Origin of the sequence: Amycolatopsis methanolica 239 (assembly GCF_000739085.1) — a bacterium.
GTDB lineage: Bacteria > Actinomycetota > Actinomycetes > Mycobacteriales > Pseudonocardiaceae > Amycolatopsis_E > Amycolatopsis_E methanolica.
In genome coordinates this window covers 3355723-3375586 of record NZ_CP009110.1, presented here as the reverse complement: position 1 = coordinate 3375586, position 19864 = coordinate 3355723, and the positions used below count along the sequence as shown (strand labels likewise).

The window sequence follows — 19864 nt, the reverse complement described above, 5'->3', positions numbered from 1 at the left end:
GACAGCTACCGGCTCTGCTGCGTCCGCGGTCCCGCCGGGATCTTCGTCGCGCTCGCCGAGGAGCTCGACTGAGCGGCCACCCGGGCCAGCACGTCGACCGCGCGCGCCCAGCGCTCCTCGTCCAGCCCGGCGTGCGTCGTGACGCGCAGGCGGGAGATCCCGTCGGGCACGGACGGCGGCCGGAAGCAGCCCACCCGCACTCCCGCCGCGAGAGCCTCGGCCTGGGCGGTGACCGCGACGTGCGGCGAGGGCATCGGCACTGACAACACCGCGCCCGCCGAGCGCGGCACGTCGAGCCGCTCGGCCAGCGCCGCGCCGCGCTCGTGGATCCGGGCCGGGAGGTCCGGCCGGGCGCGCAGCGTGCGCAACGCCGCCAGAGCGCCGGCGGTGGGCGCCGGCGCCAGCCCGGTGTCGAAGATGAACGGACGCGCCCGGTTGACCAGGTGGTCGATCAGCGCGGCCGAGCCGAGGACCGCGCCGCCCATCGCGCCCAGCGACTTGGACAGCGTCGCGGTCATCACCACGTGCGGTTGGCGGGACAGGCCGAGGCCGTGCAGCAGGCCCCGCCCGCCGTCACCGGCCACGCCGAGCCCGTGCGCCTCGTCGACGACGAGCAGCGCGTCGTGCTCGGCGCACACCCCGGTCAGCTCGGCGAGCGGCGCGGCGTCGCCGAGGACCGAGAAGACCGACTCGGTCAGCACGAGCGCCCGCCGTCCACCGGCGGCGGCCAGCGCGGCCCGGACGGCGGCGACGTCGTTGTGCGGGACCACCCGGACGGCGGCGCGGGACAGGCGCGCGGCGTCGATCAGCGACGCGTGGACGTGGGCGTCCGAGACGATCATCGCGTCCCGGTCCGCCAGCGCGGTCACCGCGGACAGGTTGGCGTGGTAGCCGGTGGAGAACACCAGCGCCGCCTCGCGGCCGGTGAACTCGGCCAGCTCACGCTCCAGCTCGGTGTGCAGGGTGGTCGTGCCGGTCACCAGGCGGGACGCACCGGCTCCGGCGCCCCAGACGAGCGCGGCTTCGGCGGCCGCGCGGCGGACGCCGGGATCGCCGCTCAGCCCCAGGTAGTCGTTGCTGGCCAGGTCGATGAAGCCGTCGCCGGCCGCCCGCGGGCGCAGCGTGCGGTGCAGGCCGGCGGCCTCCCGCGCGGCGCGCTGCGCGGCGAACCACTCCGCCCAGCTCATGCGACCGCCGCCGCGGCTTCGATGCCACGGCAGATCGTGGCGATGTCGTCGTCGGTGCACACGTACGGCGGCATGGTGTAGATCAGGTCGCGGAACGGCCGCAGCCACACGCCCTCCGCCAGCGCCGCCTCGGTCGCCTTGGCCACGTCGACCGGGTGGTCGAGCTGGACCACGCCGACCGCGCCGAGCACCCGCACGTCGGCGGCCTCGATCCGGTGCAGCGCCTGCAATCCCGCGTTGATCCGGCGCACGTCGGCCCGCCAGTCCACACTGGACAGCAGGTCGAGGCTGGCGGTGGCGATCGCGCAGGCCAGCGGATTGCCCATGAACGTGGGCCCGTGCATGAGCACCCCGGAGTCGCTGGCCGACAGCCCCCTGGCGACCTCGCTGGTGCACAGGGTGGCGGCCAGCGACAGGTAACCGCCGGTGAGGGCCTTGCCGACGCACATCACGTCCGGCGCCACGCCCGCGGCGTCGGCGGCGAAGAGCGTGCCGGTGCGGCCGAAGCCGGTGGCGATCTCGTCGAAGATCAGCACCAGCCCGTGCTCGTCGGCCACCTCCCGGAAGACCGGCAGGCAGCTCGCCGGGTAAGGGTGCATGCCGCCTGCACCCTGCAGCAACGGCTCCACGATCAGCCCGGCGAGCCGGCCCGCGTGCTCGGCCGCGAGCGCGCGGAAACCCGCCGCCCACGCGGCGACGTCCACTTCGGACCGTGGTGGGCGCTCGCCGAACACCTGCTCCGGCAGCACCCCCGACCACATGGCGTGCATGCCGCCGTCCGGGTCGCACACGCTCATGCAGTCGAAGGTGTCGCCATGGTAGCCGCCGCGGACGGTGAGAAACCGGGTCCGCTCCGGGCTGCCGGTGCCGCGCTGGTACTGCAGCGCCATCTTCATCGCCACCTCGACGCTCACCGATCCGGAGTCGGCGAGGAACACGTGCTCCAGCCCGGCGGGGGTGAGGTCGACCAGCCGCGCCGCCAGCTCGACGGCGGGCTCGTGGGTGAGGCCGCCGAACATCACGTGCGACATGTTCGCCAGCTGGCGGCGCGCCGCCTCGTCGAGCACCGGGTGCCGGTAGCCGTGGATCGCCGACCACCACGACGCCATGCCGTCGACCACGTCCCCGGCGCCGTCCACTGTGATCCGGCTGCCGGACGCGCCGGTGACCAGCCGCACCGGCGGCGGGTCGGTCATCGAGGTGTACGGGTGCCACAGGTGCCCGCGGTCGAACGCGAGCAGTTCCGCGGGTGTCATCAGGCGTTGGGGACGACGGCGGTGCCCGCGCCGCGCCGGCGGATCGCCGGGTCGACGGGTCCCCGCGCCGCGATGTCCTCTTCGGAGCCCAGCACGACGAACCCGTTGTCCCGGATCATCTCCAGGTCCGCCTCCGCGGCCTGCCCCTCGGAGGTGAGGTAGTCGCCGAGGAAGATCGAGTTGGCGACGTGCAGCGCGAGCGACTGCAGCGAACGCAGGTGCATCTCGCGGCCGCCGGCGATGCGGATCTCCTTGTCCGGGCACACGAACCGCGCCATGGCCAGGATCTTCAGGCACCGCAAGGGGGACAGCTCCCAGGTGTCGGCGAGCGGGGTGCCGTCGAAGGGCATCAGGAAGTTGACCGGGATCGAGTCGGCGTCCAGCTCCTTGAGCGCGAACAGGGCTTCGGCCAGCTGCTCGTCGGTCTCCCCCAGCCCGGCGATGAGACCGGAGCAGGGCGACAGCCCGCCGCGCTTCGCCTTCGCCACGGTGTCCACCCGGTCGGCGTAGGTGTGGGTCTGGACGATGTTGTGGTGGTGGCTCTCCGCCGTGTTGATGTTGTGGTTGTAGGCGTCCACCCCGGCGTCGGCGAGGCGCTCGGCCTGCCCGTCGGAGAGCAGGCCGAGGCAGGCGCAGACCTCGACGTCCGGATGCTCGGCCTTGAGCGCCCCGACCATCTCGGTGACGCGATCGATGTCCCGGTTGGACGGTCCGCGCCCGGAGGAGACCAGGCACACCCGGCCGGCGCCACCGGAGATCCCCGCGCCCGCCTGCTTCAGCGCCTCCTCCGTGGACAGCCAGGAGTACTTGAGGATGGGCGCCGCCGAGCCGAGCGCCTGCGAGCAGTAGTTGCAGTTCTCCGGGCACAGACCGGACTTCAGGTTCACCAGGTAGTTCACCTTGACGGTGTTGCCGAAGTGCGCGCGGCGCAGCCTGCCCGCCGCGGCGACGACGGACAGCACCTCGGCGTCGTCGGCGCCCAGCACGGACAGTGCGTCGCCGGGCCCGGCGGGAACCCCGGCGAGGACCGCGTCGGCGAGCTGCTCGAACCTGGAGCCCATCCACTTCTCCTGACTTAGAGTGACTAGTTGATTACAACCTGAACGGTGTTCGGGTGAGCGGCGCTGACGGTACACTGGCCGCGCGAACAGGTCAACGGGAGGAGTCCGGTGTGCGCTACCAGCGGCGCGATGTCGTCGAGCGCGCGATCGAGGTCCTCGACGAGTACGGCCTGGAGTCGCTCACGATGCGCAGGCTGGCCGCCGAACTCGGGCTGCAACCGAGCGCGCTCTACCACCACGTGCCGAACAAACAGACGCTGCTGGCCGCCGTCGCCGACGAGATCCTCGCACGCGGCCGGCGTGAGCGCCGCGCGGTCGAGTGGGACCAGCGGGCGGTGGAGATCTGCGCCGAACTGCGCGATTCGATGCTGGCCTACCGCGACGGCGCCGAGGTGGTAGCCACCGCGCACACCTTCGGCCTCGGCGCGGGCGAGCCGGCCGCACAGCTGCGGGAAGCGCTGCGGGACGGCGGCCTGCCGGACGACCTCGTCGACGTCGCCACCCGCGCGCTGCTGCACCTCGTCTTCGGCCACACGGCGGACGAGCAGGCCGCGCTGCAGGCCTCCAGTGCCGGGGCGATCGACCGGGAACCCGGCGGCCCCGGCGACTTCGAGCAGGGAATCGAGTTGCTGCTCGACGGCATCCGCTCCCGCGTGCGCAGCTGACCGCCCGGGAGCGTCCGCACCGGACTGGGGCGGCACTGCTCTCCGGCGACGGGTCCGGCAGTCTGATCAGCGCACCGCGCGAGAGACCGGGAAGGACGGCCATGGCCGAGCTGCCGGAGTTCGTGGTGCCGGAACGGGTCGACAGCCCGGTCCGGCCGACAGCGCCGTCGACCCGGCTGGGCCGGTGGCTGCTGCAGCACCGCGTCCAGCCGGTGGGCCCGGAGAGCGGCGAGCAGCACACCGAGCCGCAGGCGTGGTGGAAGGTCATGTGCCTGACCGGCGTGGACTACTTCTCCACGCTGTCCTACCTGCCGGGTATCGCCGCGCTGGCCGCCGGCGCCCTGTCGCCGCTGGCCACCCTGCTGATCGTCGCGCTGACCCTGCTGGGCATGCTCCCGATGTACCGGCGGGTGGCGAAGGAGAGCCGCACGGCCAGGGGTCGGTCGCGATGCTGGAGGACCTGCTGCCGTTCTGGCGCGGCAAGATCTTCGTGCTCGTGCTGCTCGGGTTCGTGGCCACGTCGTGGATCATCACGATCACCCTGTCCTCGGCCGACGCCACCGTGCACGCGCTGGAGAACCCGCACGTCCCGGCGTTTCTGCACAGTCACGAGGTGCTGGTCACCGTGGTGCTGCTGCTGATCCTGGGCGGGGTTTTCCTGCTCGGGTTCTCCGAGGCCGTCGGGGTCGCCATCCCGCTGGTCGCGGTGTTCCTGCTGCTCAACGCCGTGGTCGTGGCCGCGGGGGTGGCCGAGGTGCTGACCACGCCCGTCGCGCTGGACCGCTGGGTGGACGCGCTGACCTCGGGCGCCGGCCTCACCGGGGTCGTCGGTCCCGCGGTCCTGGCGTTCCCGCTACTGGTGCTGGGCCTGTCCGGGTTCGAGACCGGCGTGAGCATGATGCCGCTGGTCGCCGCCGACGGCGAGAACGCCGAGCAGCGGCTGGCGAGCCGGATCCGCAACACCCGCAAGCTGCTCACGGTCGCCGCGCTCATCATGTCCGTGTACCTGATCGCGACCAGGCGCCGGCCGCGTACGTCCGCCTGGTCGGGCTCGCGGTGGACCGCCGGACCAGACCTACTCCCGGTCGGACGACAAGCACTACGACTACGCCGCGCCGCGATTCGACTTCACCTGCCGCCTGGTCTACGACCGGCGCGGCCTCATCCTCGACTACCCGGGCATCGCCACCCGGGTCCACTGACGTCCCGGGCCGCGTGACCGGCTGATCGACCCGTCGCGTCCGGCAGCGGCCACTCATTCCACTGTGGAGACGAGCTCCACCCCGCCGTTTGACTACGGTACCCCCCTAGGGTATAAATCTCGGTGTTGGCGCCACCGGGGCCGACGTGAGGAGAAGGAACAATGCGGGGTTACACCAGCGACAAGGACGGCTACCTCACCCGGCTGCGCCGGATCGAAGGGCAGATCCGGGGCCCGCAGCGGATGGTCGAGAACGACGAGTACTGCATCGACGTGCTCACCCAGATCGCCGCGGCCACGAAGGCCCTGCAGTCGGTGTCGCTGGGCCTGATGGACGAACACCTCAAACACTGCGTGGCCGAAGCGATCGCCGTCGGCGGCGACACGGCCGACGCGAAGGTGCGCGAGGCCAGCGAAGCCATCGCCCGGCTGGTCCGTTCCTGACCACGGAAGAAGGAGAGCCAATGAGCGAGCAGACCTACACCGTGACCGGCATGACCTGCGAGCACTGCGTCCGCTCGGTGACCGAGGAGGTCCGGGAGATCGACGGCGTCACCGGCGTGGCCGTCGACCTGCCCACCGGCCGGGTCACCGTCACCAGCGAGAAGGAGCTCACCACCGACGCGGTGCGCGCCGCCGTCGAAGAAGCCGGTTACCAGCTGACCGCGTAGCGGCAGCCCGAGGACAGGAATGTCATGAACACTGCAGGGAAGCTCTCCGCCTACGGTGCGGCGCTCGCCCTGGTCGCCGGAGGCGGCTGGGCGATCGGCACCGCTGTCGGTCCCGTCACCAGCGAAGCTGGCACGCGTGGCGCCGAGGACGCCGCGCACGGGGACAGCCACAGCGGCACTGTCGCGGAGACCACGCAACCCGACCAGCCCGCGGGGCTGGCGTCGTCCAGGGGCGGTTACACCCTCACGCCCACCCGCACGACGCTGACCACCGGGACCACCGAGGAGTTCTCCTTCCGGATCACCGGGCCCGACGGCAACGCGGTCACCGCGTTCGACGTCGAGCACGAAAAGCGCATGCACCTCGTCGTGGTGCGCCGCGACACCGCTGGGTTCCAGCACATCCACCCGGAAATGGCGGGCGACGGCACCTGGACGGTGCCGCTGGCCGTTGCCGACGCCGGCAGCTACCGCGCCTTCGCCGACTTCACGCCCACTGGCGGGGAGGCCACCACCCTCGGCGTCGACCTCGCCGCGGCCGGCGACTTCCAGCCGGCCCACCACCCGGTCACACGCGTCGCCCGGGTGGACGGCTATGAGGTCCGGGTCGACGGCGACCTGACTCCGGGACGCACGTCGACGGTGACGGCCACCGTCACCAAGGACGGCCACGACGTCACCGACCTGCAGCCCTACCTGGGCGCCTACGGGCACCTGGTGGCGCTGCGCGAAGGCGACCTCGCCTACCTGCACGTCCACCCGGGCGGCAGCCCGGGCGACGGCACGACGCAGCCGGGACCGGGCGTCACGTTCCACGCGGAAGTCCCCTCCGCCGGCACCTACCGGCTGTTCCTCGACTTCCAGCACGCGGGCCAGGTCCGCACGGCCGAGTTCACCGTGCCGACCGCGGGCAGCGCGCCCACCGCACCGCCCGCTACCGGCGACGGCCACAGCCACGGCTGATCGAGGGGAACCACGATGACTTCGGATGTGCAGAACCTTCCGCAGGCCGCCCAGGACATCGAGCTGGCGATCGGTGGCATGACCTGCGCCTCGTGCGCGATGCGGGTCGAACGCAAGCTCAACAAGCTCGACGGCGTCACCGCGACCGTCAACTACGCCACCGAGAAGGCGAAGGTCAGCTTCCCCGCCGGCCTCGACCCGGCCACGTTGGTCGCCCAGGTGGAGGCGGCCGGCTACACGGCCACCGTCCCCCAGCCCGAGATGGCGGAACCGGCGGCCGCCGAGGAGGACCCGTCCCGGCCGCTGCGGCAGCGGCTGATCGGCTCGCTGGTGCTGTCGGTGCCGGTGGTCGTGCTGGCGATGGTTCCGGCGCTGCAGTTCACCTACTGGCAGTGGATCTCGCTCACGCTGGCCGCGCCGGTGATCGTGTGGGGCGCGTGGCCGTTCCACCGCGCCGCGTGGGCGAACCTGCGGCACGGCGCGGCCACGATGGACACGCTGATCTCGATGGGCACGCTGGCCGCGTTCGCCTGGTCGCTCTACGCGCTGCTGTTCGGCAGCGCCGGAACACCCGGCATGACGCACCCGTTCGAGCTGACCATCCAACGGATCAGCGGGGACGGCAACATCTACCTCGAGGTCGCGGCCGGGGTGACCACGTTCATCCTCGCCGGCCGCTACTTCGAGGCCCGCTCCAAGCGACGGGCCGGGGCCGCGCTGCGGGCGCTGCTCGAACTCGGCGCCAAGGAGGTGGCGGTGCTGCGCGGCGGCCGGGAGGAGCGGATCCCGGTCGAGCAGCTGGCCGTGGGCGACCGTTTCGTGGTCCGTCCCGGTGAGAAGATCGCCACCGACGGCGTGGTCGAGGACGGCAGCTCCGCGGTCGACGCGAGCATGCTCACCGGCGAGTCTGTGCCGGTCGAGGTCGGACCCGGCGACCCGGTCACCGGCGCGACCGTGAACTCCGGCGGCAGGCTGGTCGTGCGGGCCACCCGCGTCGGCGCGGACACCCAGCTGGCGCAGATGGCGAAGCTGGTCGAGGAGGCGCAGACCGGCAAGGCCGCCGTGCAGCGGCTGGCCGACCGGGTGTCGGCGGTGTTCGTGCCGATCGTCATCGCCCTCGCGGTGGGCACCCTGGCGTTCTGGCTCGGCGCCGGCGGCACGGTGTCCGCGGCGTTCACCGCGGCGGTGGCCGTGCTGATCATCGCCTGCCCGTGCGCGCTGGGTCTGGCCACGCCGACCGCACTGCTGGTCGGCACCGGGCGGGGCGCCCAGCTGGGCATCCTGATCAAGGGCCCGGAGGTGCTGGAGTCCACCCGCCGCGTCGACACGATCGTGCTGGACAAGACCGGCACCGTCACCACCGGCAAAATGGCCCTCACCGACGTGCACACCGACGGCGCCGACACCACCGAGGTGCTGCGCCTGGCCGGAGCACTGGAGAACGCCTCCGAGCACCCCATCGCCCAGGCCATCGCCACCGGAGCACGCGATCGCCTCGGTGACCTGCCGGGCGTCGAGGGCTTCACCAACGTCGAAGGCCTTGGCGTGCAAGGGATCGTCGAGGGCAAGGCCGTGCTCGTCGGGCGCACCGCGCTGCTGGCGGACTGGAGCCAGCACCTGTCCCCCGGCCTCGCCGAGGCCAAGGCGGCGGCCGAGCAGCGGGGCGGCACGGCGGTCGCGGTCGGCTGGGACGGCCGGGCGCGGGCGGTGCTGGTGGTGGCCGACACCGTCAAGCCCACCTCCGCCGAGGCGATCCGGCGGCTGCGCGGGCTCGGGCTCACCCCGATCCTGCTCACCGGCGACAACCGGGCCGCGGCCGAGTCGGTCGCCGCGGAGGTCGGTATCGGCGAGGTCATCGCCGAGGTCCTCCCCCGCGACAAGGTCGACGTGGTCAAGCGGCTGCAGGACGAGGGCAAGGTCGTGGCGATGGTCGGCGACGGGGTCAACGACGCCGCCGCGCTCGCCCAGGCCGACCTCGGACTGGCGATGGGCACCGGCACCGACGTCGCGATCGAAGCGGGCGACCTGACCCTGGTGCGCGGCGACCTCCGGGTGGCGGCCGACGCGATCCGGTTGTCCCGGCGGACCCTGCGCACGATCAAGGGCAACCTGTTCTGGGCCTTCGCCTACAACGTGGCGGCCCTGCCGCTGGCCGCCGCCGGCCTGCTCAACCCGATGATCGCCGGCGCCGCGATGGCGTTCAGCTCGGTCTTCGTGGTGACCAACAGCCTCCGGCTGCGCGGTTTCCGCGGCACCACCACCGACCCGGGCCCGGGCCAGGGCGTCACGCGGCGAACGGCGGCGGAACCGGTCGCGGTCGGCTGATCGTGACGAAGGCCGCGGCCTTTCGCTGCGACACCTCCGGTTCGTGGATCGCGAAGGTCCCGCAGCGGTACTCAGGGGGCCGGTGAACCGGAGTGGCGGCGTCACTGCCGTCGAAGGTTGCCGTTATACGCCCGATCCGCTTTCGACGGCAGTTCGTCCGACTCCGGTCACTCGATCGTCTCGAACTCCCGGACCGTCCGGTCGGCGAGGCGGGGAATCGCGTCGCCGAGCACGTGGGTCTTGAACGCCTCGGTCCCGCGGTGATCGGCGTAGCCGGAAGCGTCGGCGTACTTCTCGTACAGGACAAAGGTATTCGGATCGTCCTTGCTGACGTGGGCCTGGAAAGCCAGCACCTTCTCCTCGGCCCGGTTGCCCGGGGTCACGGTTTCGAGGATCTTCCGGATCGCGTCGGCTTCACCGGGCTTGGCGATCCACGTCGCGAGCACTACGTAGGCCATCTGGTGTCTTCCTTTGTCTGTTTGACTTTCGGTCGTCTTGGCTCAGAATCGAGTGAAGCCAATCGCCCGGAGCTGCTCGCGGCCTTCCTCAGTATGTCAGCGGGGCGCCACGTCGGCAGCCACACCCACTCGATCCGGAAGCCGGTGACCGGTGAGGTCTCCTCCGAAAACAGAGTGCGGATCTGGTCCTCCATGACTCCGGTGAGCGGACACGCCGGGGGAGGTCAGCGTCATCGTCAGTACGGCGAACCCGTGCTCGTCGACCTCGACTCGGCGGACGAAACCGAGATCGACCACGTTCACGCCGAGGTCGGGGTCGAGCACGTCCTTCAGCGCCTCACGGACCTCGTCCGCCCGCGCTCCCGGCTCCCCCGAGGGGGGAACGGCGAGGACCGCCTCCGGCTCGGCAGGCCGCACGCCGGTCTCGCACGCCTGCGTTTCCCACACACCGACCGGCTGCAGCTCGACCCGGACGTCGGCAGTCGGGCTCGAAATCCAGTCGGCCTTGCCGTGGGCCTTCCGGCGGACCCTGACGATCGGCTCGGCCGGCTCGGCGCTGCCACCCGCCACCACCAGCTGGTCGGGACCGAGCCCGGCCTCCGCCGCTTCGACGAGGGCGCGGTCGAGCACGCGAGCCACCGGCTCGCACGTGCGGCCGGGACCGAGGCGCAGCTTCGCCAGCGCTTCGCCGGCCCGGAGACCACGGACCTTCGCCAGCGCCGAACGCGCCTCCTCCGCCGTTACCCGGACCTGGTTCTGAACTGTCTCCAGCACGGCCAGCGTCGTCATGTCCTTCTCCCTGTCACCCGGGGCTCACCGAACGGAATCAGTGCGCGCGGACGGGCTTCGCGCGCGGGAACAATCGCTTGAGCGGCACGGACTCGTCCGCGAGCTGCTCGGCCGTGACCTCGTGCGGGGTGAACAGCACCCGGCGGACTTCGAGCACGTCGCGGGGCTGGTTGAGTGAGATCACGCCCTGGATGCGCCCGTCCACCAGGGAAAAGGCGGAGAAGCTTCGCTCCGCCAGGCTCCCCCGGAGCACCACGGTGTCGAGCGCACCCATGCGGCCGGTGGACTGGAGACTGTGCTCGTACTGGTCGGACCAGAACCAGTACGCCTCCTCGAACGGCTCCGGCTCCCCCGCCACGGTGGCCGCGACGTGCGCACCCTGGCGCACCGCCGTGTCGTGATGCTCCACCCGGATGGGCTGGCCGTACCGGGGGTGGTGCTGGATGACCGCGTCGCCCGCCGCATACACATGCGGAGCCGACGTCCGCCCGTACTCCGTCGACCACGATCCCGCCGTCGACGGCCAGACCGGCCGCTTCGGCCAGCTCCACGTTCGGCAGCGAGCCGACGCCCACCACGATTCACATCCACCTCGATGCGCTCGCCCCCACCGGTGGTGAGCACGAACCCGCCGGACCCGCGTTCGAAGCTCGTCACGTGCTCCCCCGCCCGGATCTCGACCCGGTGCTCACGGTGGATGTCCATCAGCACTGTGCCGATCGCCTCGCCGAGCGCCCGGGCCAGCGGAACCGGTTCCGGTTCGAACACGGTGACCTGCTTGCCGAGCGACGCCGCCGCGGGGGCCACTTCACAGCCGACGAAGCCGGCGCCCAGGACGGCGATCCGGTCGGCCTCGGCAAGCTCTTCGCGCAGCCGCGCCGCGTCTGCCGCGGTGCGCAGGTAGTGCACGCCGTCTCCGTCGAACCCCGGAAGCCGGCGCGCCCGCACCCCGGTGGCCAGGACGAGGTCGTCGTAACCCAGCCGGTCCCCGGTGGACAGAGTGACGCTCCGCGCGCCGACGTCGACGGCCGTCACCCGGATGCCCAGCCGCAGTTCGACCTGCTCGGTCTCGTACCACCCGGGTGCCTGACGATGCAGATCCGGTAGCTGCGTGCCTCCGAGGAGGAAGTCTTTCGACAGCGGCCGCCGCTCGTACGGCACTACCGGCTCGTCGCCGACCAGGACGACCTCACCCTCGTAGCCGCGCCCGCGAAGGGGGGTGGCGGCCGACGCCGCCGCCACGCCTCCTCCCACGAGCACGCATCTGCGGGTGCTCATCCGATGTCCACCAGGATCGTGCCGTCCCCGTCCACCTTGCACGGAAACGAGTTCAGCCGGCAGTTGTCCGGGTTGACCCCGGTGCCGCTACGGGCGTCGAACACCCACATGTGCCGGACGCAGGTAAGCGTCTCGCCGTCGAAGTCACCTTCGTCGAGCGCCCACGCCTGGTGCGGGCACCGGTTGCGGTAAGCACGCACCTCACCGTCCACATTGATCAGCAGCACTTTCTCCTCGCCGACCTCGACGCCCTCCATCTCCCCTTCCCAGAGGTCGTCGATGCGCAGCGTCGCGTGCCACTGTCCGGTCATCGTGCCGCTCACCGTCCCGCACGCTCCTTCCCGGTGCTCACGTCCGCCCCCGAGAAGATCCCGCTGAGGAACTCCTCCCGTTTCGCACGGGCGCCTGACTCGACCTCCCCCGCGCTGCGACCTCGCTCGGGCAGGGTCTCCGCAGGGTGCCGAGGCCGGCTGCCGCGGCGTCGGCGATCGGGGCCCACCGGTCGATCCACCGGCGCAGCACCGCGTCGTTCTCCGGGCGGTGCTCCAGGGTGAATCGCGCACCTCCTTGAACTGGCGGAGCAGCACGTCGTCGAGCGTTGGGGCGAGCACCAGGTTGAACGCGGTGAACGCCTCGCCCCAGTCGTCGGCGATGAGGGCCTTCTCGATCTTCCGCGCGGGCTGCCACGCTTCGTGGCGTTCCCACACCCCGCGGTCGGCGGAACCGGCGCCGGCCCCAGGGTGCGCCAGCTCCAGCCCCCGGGTGCGGTAGGCGACGAGTGTCACGCGCCGCAGGTAGTCGGCCGTGGCGAACCCCGCGGTGTTGGTGACGTACGACGTGGGCGCCAGGTAACCGAGGTAGGCCTCCACCTGCTGCATGCCGTGCAGCACGTACCTCGACGGGGTGAAGACCTTGGTCAGCAGGAAACCTGGCCGGGGCTCAGCGTCGCGTCCGCATCGGCCTCCGCGTACTGCTCCAGCACTCCGCCGGTCTTGGTCTCCGCCTCCGCCTGCAGCCCGACGTACGTGCGGTAGGTCAACGCGTCCGGGTCGCGGAAGGCGTCCCAGTCCTCGACGCGGTCGCCCGTGCCCTGCGCCTGGACGACGACGAACGCACCTACCTGTCCGACCTGGCCCGGTCGTCGCGGGAGGAGATCCGCACGCCGTCGCGGCGCCGGGACGTCGAGATCCCGGCACGAGTCCAGTGGCTGCTCGACTCCATGACGATGTCCTCGGCGTTCGTGCGCACCGGCCGCACGGACGTTGTCGCCGGCAATCCCCTGGCCCGTGCCCTGCTCGCGCCGATGTTCGACAGTGCCACCGCCGCCCAGCGCGGCCGCCCAACCTTGCCCGCTACATCTTCCTCGACCCCGGCGCGCAGGATTTCTTCGTCGGCTGGGACGCCGCCGGAGCCGCCACCGCCGCCCTGCTGCGCGCCGAGGTCGGGCGCGAGCGCCGTGACCGGGCACTGCGCGAACTCGTCGGCGAGCTGTCCACGCTCAGCCCGGAGTTTCGCGGCCGCTGGGCCGCGCACGACGTCCTGATGCGCCACGATGGCATCAAACGGCTCCGGCACCCCGACGTCGGCCACCTGGACCTGACCTTCCAGTCCCTCGACCTGCCGCTGCCCGGCCGGGCCGTGCACGACCTGATCATCTACACGGCCGAACCCGGCACCGCGTCCGAAGACCGGCTCAAGCTCCTCGCCAGCTGGGCGGCCACCCGACCCCGGACGGCGGAGCCCACCCGCCACTCCTAGGTCAACAGGGCCGGCTGGGCCAGGAGGACGATCGCCGTGGCGAGGAGCAGGCCGCCGACCACGCGGCTGATCAGTTCGCCGTGGCGGGTGACCTTTTCCAGGGCCACGACGGCCGCGAACACGGCCATCCAGACCAGGTTCATCATCCCGGCGGCCAGCAGCACCGCCATCAGCGCCCAGCAGCAGCCCAGGCAGTACCCGCCGTGGCTCACCCCCACCCGGAGGACACCGAAACGGCCGCGCATCGCCGTCTCGCTGTGTTCGAGCAGCAGCGCCATCGGCGACCGGCAGTGCCGCAGGCACACCCGCTTCAACGGGGTCAGCTGGTACACGCCGGCGACCAGCAGCACCACTCCCCCGGCCCGCACGGCGGTGGTGCTGGGCCCGGTCATGGCCCGCTCCAGGCCTTGCACGAACGCGAACGCCCCGATCCCCGCCACCGCCCACACGAGGAAGTAGCCGGCGAACAGGCCGTGGCCACGCAGTCCCCGGCTGCGCAGCAGGCGGCGCATGCCCAGGCTGAACGGCACGACGCTCGGCAGCATCATCGCCGCCATCATCACGACCCACACGCCGAGGAACAGCGCCGCTTCCCCGGGCCACGGCCGCATCGCGCCGGTCATGTCGTGCATCGCGGGCCCGCCGGTCAGGACCCCCATGCGCATGTCCGCGGTCGCGAGCCTGCTCGTCAGAACCCAGGCCAGTGCGGCGAGCACCAGCAGCACGACCACCAGCGCGGCCTCGGCTCGCGACCACCGCCGCACCGAACCCGCGTACGAAGCGACCTCCCGGCCCGGCCGCGGGGTCATGCCGCGTCCGGTCCGCTCCACTCGAACGGGATGAGTTTGCTGGAGTTGCCGCTGCGCTCCCAGCGGAAACCGAACGCGTCGGCGGACTCCGCGGTCACCCGGCCCCACACCGCCGGCGGTTGCCCCGGGCCCACCTCGGCGCCGGGCAGGTTGTGGACCTCCACCCGGGCACCCGGCCCAGTGGTGGGCCCGGTCAGCGCCTCGACCCGCGCGGTCGCCTTGCCGGGGATGCTGACGCTCCAGTCGGAGTAGTCCTCGGCGATCGAGGCGTCGATGGCGGCGAACTCCATGCCGCGCATCTCACCCCCGAACATCTCGTTGAACCGGGCAGGCCAGCCGCCCGCCTGGCCGCCGAAGATCATCTGCAGGGCGCCGCGCTGCGCCTCGTCGGCTCGCTCGTCCAGAAACACCGCGCCGTAGGCGTCGCTGTGTTCGCCCCACACGTTGCCCACGAAGGACGCCAGCATCACGACGTTCAACCCGTCCAATCGGGACTCGCCGTACCTCCCCTCGCGCACGTGCCACAGGAGGACACCGTCGCAGTCACCGTAGGTCGGCGGCTGGGCGAAGGAACACGGGCACGGGATCGTGCACTTGCACGCGTCGAACCACACTCCCCGCAAGCTCCACGGCTGCACGGAAGAACCGGTCATCGCCACCCTCCCTCCGGGAATCAGCCCAGTGTCCCTCCCACTACCCGGCCGAACAAGCAACGCCGCCCGGCGAAAACCATTCGCGCGAGCACGCGACGGATCGACTGTTCTTGGCACGCAAGCGGGTCCACCCCCGTGGCGATCACCCGCGCGCTGCCCGGCGGGCGACTGTAGGGCAGGTGTGGGCGCTGTTCGGGACCGCGCGGCTGGTCCACGGCTGCGGATTCCAGCAGACCTACCGCCGATGTGACCACGTTGCCTCTGCCGAGCACGCAGGTTCAGCTCACTCTCGCCCTGGATGGCCTCGCTACCCGGGTTTTCCGTTCGGCTTCGGACTCACGGCAAGCAGGGACAACACGTCCCGGGCGACGCCGGCCGCCGCGTCGGCGACTGCACCGCTCAACGTCAGCATGTCCTCGCCGGCCGCGCGGCAACCGGCGATCTCGCGGTCGATCGTCAGGAGCATCGCGGTCCGGAGCTCGGTGTTGAGGTTCACCTTCCCGATCCCGGCCGCAGGCGCCGCGCGCAGGTCGGCCTCGGGAAGGCCGGACGCGCCGTGCAGGACCAGGGGAACGGGGCCCGCCTGGTCCCGGACCGCGGCCAGCAGCCGCCAGTCCAGCGCCGGGACACCGCGGTACCGGCCGTGGACGTTGCCCGCCCCGCACGCGAGGAGCTGAGCCCCGGAGGCGGCCAGGAACGGCCGCACCGTCGCCGGATCCGTCTTGCCGGCCGTGTCCGCCCCCTGAGCCGTGGCGCGGTCCTCGGCGCCGGGCACGCTGCCCAGTTCGGCTTCCACCATGACACCGAGCGGTGCGGCGAACTCACGGACCTTCCGCACGAACCCGGCGTTGGCGGCCGGCGGCAGGTGGGAACCGTCGGCGAGTACCGAGTCGGCGCCCGCTTCGATCCCGCGGCGGATCAGGGCCTCGTCCTTCGCGTGGTCGAGCTGGACGCAGACCTCGACCGCCGCGTCGTCGGCGATGTGCCGCAACATGCGGATCAGCTTCGGTCCCGTGGCCGCGGCTGCGGCTACCCGGAAGGGCACGCCAACATCACCGATGCGGACCTGGCTGCCGCACTGGCCGCGAAAGCCCCGCTGGCCACGCACGTCATCACCCAGATCTGCTTCGACGCCAGGGCGACCGTGGACTGGGCCCGCCGCGTCCACCGCGACCACTCGGATCTGGACGTCGTGATCGGCGTGCCCGCCCCGGTGAGCAGGCAGAAACTCATGCGGATCGCGGGCGGCATCGGCCTGGGGCAGTCGGCGCGGTTCCTGCGCAAACAGCAGAACACGATCTGGCAGCTGATCCGCCCCGGCGGATACCGCCCCGACAAGCTCCTGCGCGCCTTCGAACCCCACCTCGCCGCGCCGGACGTCAACATCGCCGGCATCCACCTGTTCACCTTCAACGAACTGGCCGGCGCCGAAGCCTGGCGGCGATCACTGCTGGCCCGCCTCGACGCCGGCTGAAGGAGACAACCCCATGCACACCACGACCACCACCGGCGAGGGGCGACTGCTGGTGTCTGGAAAGGACGGACCCGGCATCGTCGCCGCCGTCTCGGCCGTCCTCACCGGTCACGGAGCCAACATCGTCTGCCTGGACCAGCACTCCACCGGCCCGTCCGGTGGGCGCTTCTTCCAGCGGGCCGTGTTCCACCTCGACCGGCTCGCCGACCGGCGCTGCGCGCTCGAAGTGGACCTGCATCGCGAGCTCGGCGAGCGGTTCGGGCTGAACTGGTCCCTGGTCGACACCGCGGTCCCGAAACGAGTGGCGCTGTTCGCCTCGAAACTCGACCACTGCCTGCTCGACCTGCTGTGGCGGCACCGCCGGGGCGAGCTGCCGATGGAGATCACCCACGTGGTCTCCAACCACACCGACCTGGCCTGGGTCGGCGACCGGTTCGAGGTGCCCTTCACCCACATCCCCGTGCCGAAGGGCGCCAAACAGCAGGCCGAAGCCGCGCAGCTGGACCTGCTCAAGGGCACCGTCGACCTGGTCGTGCTGGCCCGGTACATGCAGATCCTCTCCGGCGACTTCCTCGCCGCGCTGGGCGTGCCGGTGATCAACATCCACCACTCGTTCCTGCCCGCCTTCGTCGGCGCCGCCCCCTACCGCAAGGCCAAGGAACGCGGCGTGAAACTCATCGGCGCGACCGCCCACTTCGTCACCGAGGACCTCGACGAGGGACCGATCATCGAGCAGGACGTCGTCCGCGTCAGCCACACCGACTCCACCGACGACCTCGTCCGCCGCGGCGCCGACGTCGAACGCCTCGTACTCGCTCGCGCCGTCAAGGCCTTCTGCGAAGACCGGATCATGCGCGACGGCAACACCACGGTGGTGTTCTGATGGGCGCCGGCCTGCTCGACGGCAAGCTGGTCGCCGCGAAGATCAAAGACGATCTCCGCCGCCGGGTGGCGGCTCTCACCGCGCAGGGGCGCACGCCCGGGCTGGGGACGGTGCTCGTCGGCGACGATCCTGGCAGCGTCCTCTACGTCGACGGAAAGCACCGCGACTGCCGCGACGTGGGGATCGAGTCGATCCGGGTCGACCCGCCCGCGACCGCGACGCGGGCGGACGTGGTCGGGGCGGTCGAGCAGCTCAACGCCGATCCCCGGTGCACCGCCTACATCGTCCAACTGCCCCTGCCACCCGGACTCGACGAGTTCGAGGTCATCGAGCGCGTCGACCCGGCCAAGGACGCCGACGGGCTGCCCCCCGCCAACCTCGGCCGGCTCGTGCTCGGCGCGGGCGGGCCGTTGCCGTGCACCCCGGCCGGGATCGTGGAACTCCTCCGGTGGTACGACATCCCGCTCGCCGGGGCCCGGGTGTGCGTGATCGGCCGCGGCATCACCGTCGACGGGGCTGTAGTCCTTCTCGCCGGTGTCGAAGTACTCCTGCAGCATCTTCTGGTAGTTGGCGTCATTGAACTCGATGCGCACGTCGTGCGCGGTCGTGGTGTCGAAGAGGTCCTTCGTCCCGGCGATGTCCTCCGTGACCTGGACGGGGGCGTCCTCGGCCTTGGACGTGGTGTACGGGCGGATCATCCCCGAGCCGAACACACCTGCGAGCACGACCACGAAGACGCAGGTTCCGGCGACGAGCTTCCAGTAGTGGCGGAGCCGGACCGGGATGCGGTGCCGGAAGCGCCTCCGGACAGGATTTCGTGTGGGGAGGCTGGGCACGGCTACGCCTCACAGATCGGTCTGGTCGTAGCCGGTCAGCACGGTGACACCTTGTCCGCTGTTGTACTGACGCAGGTCGGAGATCAGGTCACCGGGCTCTCGGCCCTTCTTGATCCGCACGGTGTACATGAGCTCGGTGAGCGCACCACCCCGGATGGACTCCATACTCACCAGCTCGAACTCCTCGGTGTGCCGGATCAGGACATCGGAGATGACGTGGGTGTAGTCCCCGTCCGCGGGCACCTGCACCTCGACGACCTGGCGCTGGACGTTGAGCTGGAACCAGTTGAACCGGTACATGTGGAAGATGAACCCGACGTCCCGGGTCTCCTTGATCGCGTTGCGGAACCGGATTACCGACAGGGCGCCGACCAGCGCGAAGGCGCGGGCGATGTTCGATCCGGCCACGAGCATGATGACCGAGATCAGCATGCCCAGAATGACCAGGGTCTGGACGTAGGACTGGCTGTAGGACACGTCGCGGTGGGTGGACCGGTACACCCACGCGATCAGGACGCTGAGTGCGAACGAAAGCGCGAGGGAGATCGCGCCGTCCAGGACGCTGAAGGTACCGGTCAGGTCCTCGAAGCTGAGATTCATCGTGGGCGTGCCTCCGCGTGAGCAGTGGTGTGGTCGAAGGTGGGGTCGTCGGCGTACTCGTCGACGGGAACGTGGAAAACGGAGCGGGGCGCGCCGCCGAACGCCTCCACGCTTTGGCAGTACTTGGAGATCCGGACCACCTGCATGTTGTGGTCCGCCGCCAGATCCGTGAGCCAGTAGGGAACGCGCTCGTTGGCCTTGATCTCGACGATGGCCTTGCTGGGCGGAACGATGAACCGGTTCGTCGCGTCGTTGGCGAGGTGGAAGTCCCGCTCCCGCCCGCGGACGCGCTGGTCGATCGTGACCCGCAGGCCGAGGTCGGCGTCCCGGCCCAGGTAGGCCTGGCGCTGGTACCCGGTCATGGCGGTGGGCCGCAGGTTCAGCCGGTGGACCAGGTCCAGAACCTCCTCGACGAACCCGCGGTCGCCCGGCTCGCAGCCCGCGGGCTCCTTGCCCGCGCACAGGCGCAACGCCTCCCGGTACGGCAGCGGGAGGCGACGTTTCTGGGTCACCCGATTGACCCGCTGCTTGATCTCGACGTAGACCGGCGTGTCGGCGGTGACCGCGAACCGGTCACCGTAGTGCCGGAGGCGGAGTTTGCGCCGAGACTTCAGACCCTCGATCTTCTCCCAGTAGAAACGCAACTGAGGCGTGTCGTAGTAGGTGCTCCAGACGCCGTAACCGGTGGTGTCGCTGTGCGGGTCCCGGTCCAGGCGCTGCTCGATCGCGGGCAGGATGCGCTGGACGTCGGCCACCGGCACGAGGTACTTGATCTCGTACCGGTTGAAGCTGCGCAGCGAACCCGGTCCTCGCAGGGCGTGCCCGGCGTTGTTGGCCCGCTCCGCCTCACCGCCCGGACCGGGAGTGGCAGGCTCGGGCGCGGACCGGCCCTGCTCAGCGGCAACGGCCGCAGTTCGGGATCGGAATAGCATGGTCCTCCTCTATGTCGGAGGACATGTCACACGAACAATGTGGGAAGTTTGTGTCAACTCAACCT

The 19864-nt window shown here is 71.2% G+C and carries 22 protein-coding genes and 4 pseudogenes; 12 read left to right on the top strand and 14 right to left on the bottom strand.

Annotated features, from left to right (window positions below; all coding sequences use genetic code 11):
• Positions 1 to 5: 5 nt before the first annotated feature.
• From AMETH_RS16285 to bioB, 3 genes are read right to left on the bottom strand one after another with little or no spacing between them, the layout of a single operon-like run.
• Positions 6 to 1187, bottom strand: coding sequence for an 8-amino-7-oxononanoate synthase (locus AMETH_RS16285; protein WP_017982172.1), 1182 nt, complete (start codon positions 1185 to 1187; stop codon positions 6 to 8).
• Positions 1184 to 2443 carry an adenosylmethionine--8-amino-7-oxononanoate transaminase gene (locus AMETH_RS16280; RefSeq protein WP_017982171.1) on the bottom strand — a complete coding sequence of 420 codons (1260 nt, stop codon included), beginning with the start codon at positions 2441 to 2443 and terminating at the stop codon, positions 1184 to 1186. Before AMETH_RS16280 ends, AMETH_RS16285 begins: the two co-directional genes overlap by 4 nt.
• Positions 2443 to 3504 (bottom strand): biotin synthase BioB, encoded by a 1062-nt coding sequence (gene bioB, locus AMETH_RS16275; RefSeq protein WP_017982170.1) that lies wholly within the window; start codon positions 3502 to 3504, stop codon positions 2443 to 2445. Before bioB ends, AMETH_RS16280 begins: the two co-directional genes overlap by 1 nt.
• Before the next feature lie 110 nt (positions 3505 to 3614).
• On the opposite strand from bioB, the gene AMETH_RS16270 reads away from it, so the two are divergent.
• From AMETH_RS16270 to AMETH_RS16245, 6 genes and pseudogenes are all read left to right on the top strand, one after another.
• Entirely contained in the window at positions 3615 to 4169 is a 555-nt protein-coding gene (locus AMETH_RS16270) for a TetR/AcrR family transcriptional regulator C-terminal domain-containing protein (RefSeq protein WP_017982169.1), read from the top strand.
• 101 nt (positions 4170 to 4270) lie between these two features.
• Positions 4271 to 5187, top strand: a pseudogene (locus AMETH_RS16265) (amino acid transporter); the annotation flags it as partial.
• Between the two features lie 345 nt (positions 5188 to 5532).
• On the top strand, positions 5533 to 5814 hold the full coding sequence (locus AMETH_RS16260) for a metal-sensitive transcriptional regulator (protein WP_017982167.1): 282 nt from the start codon (positions 5533 to 5535) through the stop codon (positions 5812 to 5814).
• A 20-nt stretch (positions 5815 to 5834) separates the two neighbouring features.
• A complete protein-coding gene (locus AMETH_RS16255) occupies positions 5835 to 6041 on the top strand; it encodes a heavy-metal-associated domain-containing protein (protein ID WP_017982166.1) in 207 nt (68 codons plus the stop codon).
• Positions 6042 to 6065: 24 nt separating this feature from the next.
• Positions 6066 to 7004, top strand: a complete 939-nt coding sequence (locus tag AMETH_RS16250; protein WP_017982165.1) for a hypothetical protein — start codon at positions 6066 to 6068, stop codon at positions 7002 to 7004.
• A 15-nt stretch (positions 7005 to 7019) separates the two neighbouring features.
• Positions 7020 to 9329, top strand: coding sequence for a heavy metal translocating P-type ATPase (locus AMETH_RS16245; protein WP_026153096.1), 2310 nt, complete (start codon positions 7020 to 7022; stop codon positions 9327 to 9329).
• A 167-nt stretch (positions 9330 to 9496) separates the two neighbouring features.
• Here the strand turns inward: AMETH_RS16245 and AMETH_RS16240 are convergent, their stop codons facing one another.
• The 6 genes and pseudogenes from AMETH_RS16240 to AMETH_RS41510 all read right to left on the bottom strand — a co-directional run bounded on the left by AMETH_RS16240 (position 9497) and on the right by AMETH_RS41510 (position 12893).
• Positions 9497 to 9787, bottom strand: coding sequence for a putative quinol monooxygenase (locus AMETH_RS16240; protein WP_017982163.1), 291 nt, complete (start codon positions 9785 to 9787; stop codon positions 9497 to 9499).
• A 96-nt stretch (positions 9788 to 9883) separates the two neighbouring features.
• Positions 9884 to 10576, bottom strand: a complete 693-nt coding sequence (locus tag AMETH_RS36855; RefSeq protein WP_223843162.1) for an uL22 family ribosomal protein — start codon at positions 10574 to 10576, stop codon at positions 9884 to 9886.
• 37 nt (positions 10577 to 10613) lie between these two features.
• Positions 10614 to 11045, bottom strand: coding sequence for an oxidoreductase C-terminal domain-containing protein (locus tag AMETH_RS40205; RefSeq protein ID WP_017982162.1), 432 nt, complete (start codon positions 11043 to 11045; stop codon positions 10614 to 10616).
• A 176-nt stretch (positions 11046 to 11221) separates the two neighbouring features.
• A pseudogene (locus tag AMETH_RS40200) lies at positions 11222 to 11854 on the bottom strand (NAD(P)/FAD-dependent oxidoreductase); the annotation flags it as partial.
• On the bottom strand, positions 11851 to 12732 hold the full coding sequence (locus tag AMETH_RS41515; protein WP_267283431.1) for a Rieske 2Fe-2S domain-containing protein: 882 nt from the start codon (positions 12730 to 12732) through the stop codon (positions 11851 to 11853). The pseudogene AMETH_RS40200 and the gene AMETH_RS41515, both read right to left, overlap by 4 nt.
• Positions 12733 to 12770: 38 nt before the next feature.
• A complete protein-coding gene (locus tag AMETH_RS41510; RefSeq protein ID WP_017982159.1) occupies positions 12771 to 12893 on the bottom strand; it encodes a hypothetical protein in 123 nt (40 codons plus the stop codon).
• A gap of 180 nt (positions 12894 to 13073) precedes the next feature.
• Between AMETH_RS41510 and AMETH_RS42095 the strand changes: the two are divergent.
• Both AMETH_RS42095 and AMETH_RS36845 read left to right on the top strand, forming a co-directional pair.
• A pseudogene (locus tag AMETH_RS42095) lies at positions 13074 to 13124 on the top strand (hypothetical protein); the annotation flags it as partial.
• A gap of 86 nt (positions 13125 to 13210) precedes the next feature.
• The gene (locus AMETH_RS36845) at positions 13211 to 13612 is read left to right on the top strand and encodes an MmyB family transcriptional regulator (RefSeq protein ID WP_081617702.1); all 402 of its coding nucleotides are present in this window, start codon (positions 13211 to 13213) and stop codon (positions 13610 to 13612) included.
• On the opposite strand, the gene AMETH_RS16210 is transcribed toward AMETH_RS36845, so the two are convergent.
• The 3 genes from AMETH_RS16210 to AMETH_RS16200 all read right to left on the bottom strand — a co-directional run bounded on the left by AMETH_RS16210 (position 13609) and on the right by AMETH_RS16200 (position 16068).
• The gene (locus AMETH_RS16210) at positions 13609 to 14442 is read right to left on the bottom strand and encodes a DUF2182 domain-containing protein (RefSeq protein ID WP_017982156.1); all 834 of its coding nucleotides are present in this window, start codon (positions 14440 to 14442) and stop codon (positions 13609 to 13611) included. The genes AMETH_RS36845 and AMETH_RS16210 overlap by 4 nt on opposite strands.
• Positions 14418 to 15074, bottom strand: coding sequence for a DUF1326 domain-containing protein (locus AMETH_RS16205; RefSeq protein ID WP_026153094.1), 657 nt, complete (start codon positions 15072 to 15074; stop codon positions 14418 to 14420). The genes AMETH_RS16210 and AMETH_RS16205 overlap by 25 nt, the downstream gene beginning before the upstream one ends.
• Positions 15075 to 15381: 307 nt before the next feature.
• A complete protein-coding gene (locus AMETH_RS16200; protein WP_017982154.1) occupies positions 15382 to 16068 on the bottom strand; it encodes a class II fructose-bisphosphate aldolase in 687 nt (228 codons plus the stop codon).
• Here AMETH_RS16200 and AMETH_RS35795 point away from each other — a divergent pair.
• The 4 genes and pseudogenes from AMETH_RS35795 (at position 16057) to AMETH_RS16190 (ending at position 18196) form a co-directional block, all read left to right on the top strand.
• Entirely contained in the window at positions 16057 to 16548 is a 492-nt protein-coding gene (locus AMETH_RS35795) for a methylenetetrahydrofolate reductase (protein WP_017982153.1), read from the top strand. The two genes, AMETH_RS16200 and AMETH_RS35795, sit on opposite strands and share 12 nt — an antisense overlap.
• A 13-nt stretch (positions 16549 to 16561) precedes the next feature.
• On the top strand, positions 16562 to 17431 hold the full coding sequence (purU, locus tag AMETH_RS16195) for a formyltetrahydrofolate deformylase (protein WP_017982152.1): 870 nt from the start codon (positions 16562 to 16564) through the stop codon (positions 17429 to 17431).
• Positions 17431 to 17778, top strand: a pseudogene (locus tag AMETH_RS36840) (tetrahydrofolate dehydrogenase/cyclohydrolase catalytic domain-containing protein); the annotation flags it as partial. The gene purU and the pseudogene AMETH_RS36840, both read left to right, overlap by 1 nt.
• Before the next feature lie 220 nt (positions 17779 to 17998).
• A complete protein-coding gene (locus tag AMETH_RS16190; protein WP_156131671.1) occupies positions 17999 to 18196 on the top strand; it encodes a hypothetical protein in 198 nt (65 codons plus the stop codon).
• Positions 18197 to 18276: 80 nt separating this feature from the next.
• Here the strand turns inward: AMETH_RS16190 and AMETH_RS16185 are convergent, their stop codons facing one another.
• Both AMETH_RS16185 and AMETH_RS16180 read right to left on the bottom strand, forming a co-directional pair.
• Positions 18277 to 18867 carry a DUF4956 domain-containing protein gene (locus AMETH_RS16185; RefSeq protein ID WP_017982150.1) on the bottom strand — a complete coding sequence of 197 codons (591 nt, stop codon included), beginning with the start codon at positions 18865 to 18867 and terminating at the stop codon, positions 18277 to 18279.
• The gene (locus AMETH_RS16180) at positions 18864 to 19799 is read right to left on the bottom strand and encodes a polyphosphate polymerase domain-containing protein (protein WP_017982149.1); all 936 of its coding nucleotides are present in this window, start codon (positions 19797 to 19799) and stop codon (positions 18864 to 18866) included. The genes AMETH_RS16185 and AMETH_RS16180 overlap by 4 nt, the downstream gene beginning before the upstream one ends.
• Between the last annotated feature and the right edge of the window lie 65 nt (positions 19800 to 19864).

What these genes read in the sequence shown, in the direction of transcription:
- AMETH_RS16285 (WP_017982172.1), bottom strand. Translation starts at nt 1,187, where the DNA reads ATGAGCTGGGCGGAGTGGTTCGCCGCGCAGCGCGCCGCGCGGGAGGCC.
- AMETH_RS16280 (WP_017982171.1), bottom strand. Translation starts at nt 2,443, where the DNA reads ATGACACCCGCGGAACTGCTCGCGTTCGACCGCGGGCACCTGTGGCAC.
- bioB (WP_017982170.1), bottom strand. Translation starts at nt 3,504, where the DNA reads ATGGGCTCCAGGTTCGAGCAGCTCGCCGACGCGGTCCTCGCCGGGGTT.
- AMETH_RS16260 (WP_017982167.1), top strand. Translation starts at nt 5,533, where the DNA reads ATGCGGGGTTACACCAGCGACAAGGACGGCTACCTCACCCGGCTGCGC.
- AMETH_RS16255 (WP_017982166.1), top strand. Translation starts at nt 5,835, where the DNA reads ATGAGCGAGCAGACCTACACCGTGACCGGCATGACCTGCGAGCACTGC.
- AMETH_RS16250 (WP_017982165.1), top strand. Translation starts at nt 6,066, where the DNA reads ATGAACACTGCAGGGAAGCTCTCCGCCTACGGTGCGGCGCTCGCCCTG.
- AMETH_RS16245 (WP_026153096.1), top strand. Translation starts at nt 7,020, where the DNA reads ATGACTTCGGATGTGCAGAACCTTCCGCAGGCCGCCCAGGACATCGAG.
- AMETH_RS16240 (WP_017982163.1), bottom strand. Translation starts at nt 9,787, where the DNA reads ATGGCCTACGTAGTGCTCGCGACGTGGATCGCCAAGCCCGGTGAAGCC.
- AMETH_RS36855 (WP_223843162.1), bottom strand. Translation starts at nt 10,576, where the DNA reads ATGACGACGCTGGCCGTGCTGGAGACAGTTCAGAACCAGGTCCGGGTA.
- AMETH_RS41515 (WP_267283431.1), bottom strand. Translation starts at nt 12,732, where the DNA reads ATGCAGCAGGTGGAGGCCTACCTCGGTTACCTGGCGCCCACGTCGTAC.
- AMETH_RS16205 (WP_026153094.1), bottom strand. Translation starts at nt 15,074, where the DNA reads ATGACCGGTTCTTCCGTGCAGCCGTGGAGCTTGCGGGGAGTGTGGTTC.
- AMETH_RS16200 (WP_017982154.1), bottom strand. Translation starts at nt 16,068, where the DNA reads ATGTTGCGGCACATCGCCGACGACGCGGCGGTCGAGGTCTGCGTCCAG.
- purU (WP_017982152.1), top strand. Translation starts at nt 16,562, where the DNA reads ATGCACACCACGACCACCACCGGCGAGGGGCGACTGCTGGTGTCTGGA.
- AMETH_RS16185 (WP_017982150.1), bottom strand. Translation starts at nt 18,867, where the DNA reads ATGAATCTCAGCTTCGAGGACCTGACCGGTACCTTCAGCGTCCTGGAC.
- AMETH_RS16180 (WP_017982149.1), bottom strand. Translation starts at nt 19,799, where the DNA reads ATGCTATTCCGATCCCGAACTGCGGCCGTTGCCGCTGAGCAGGGCCGG.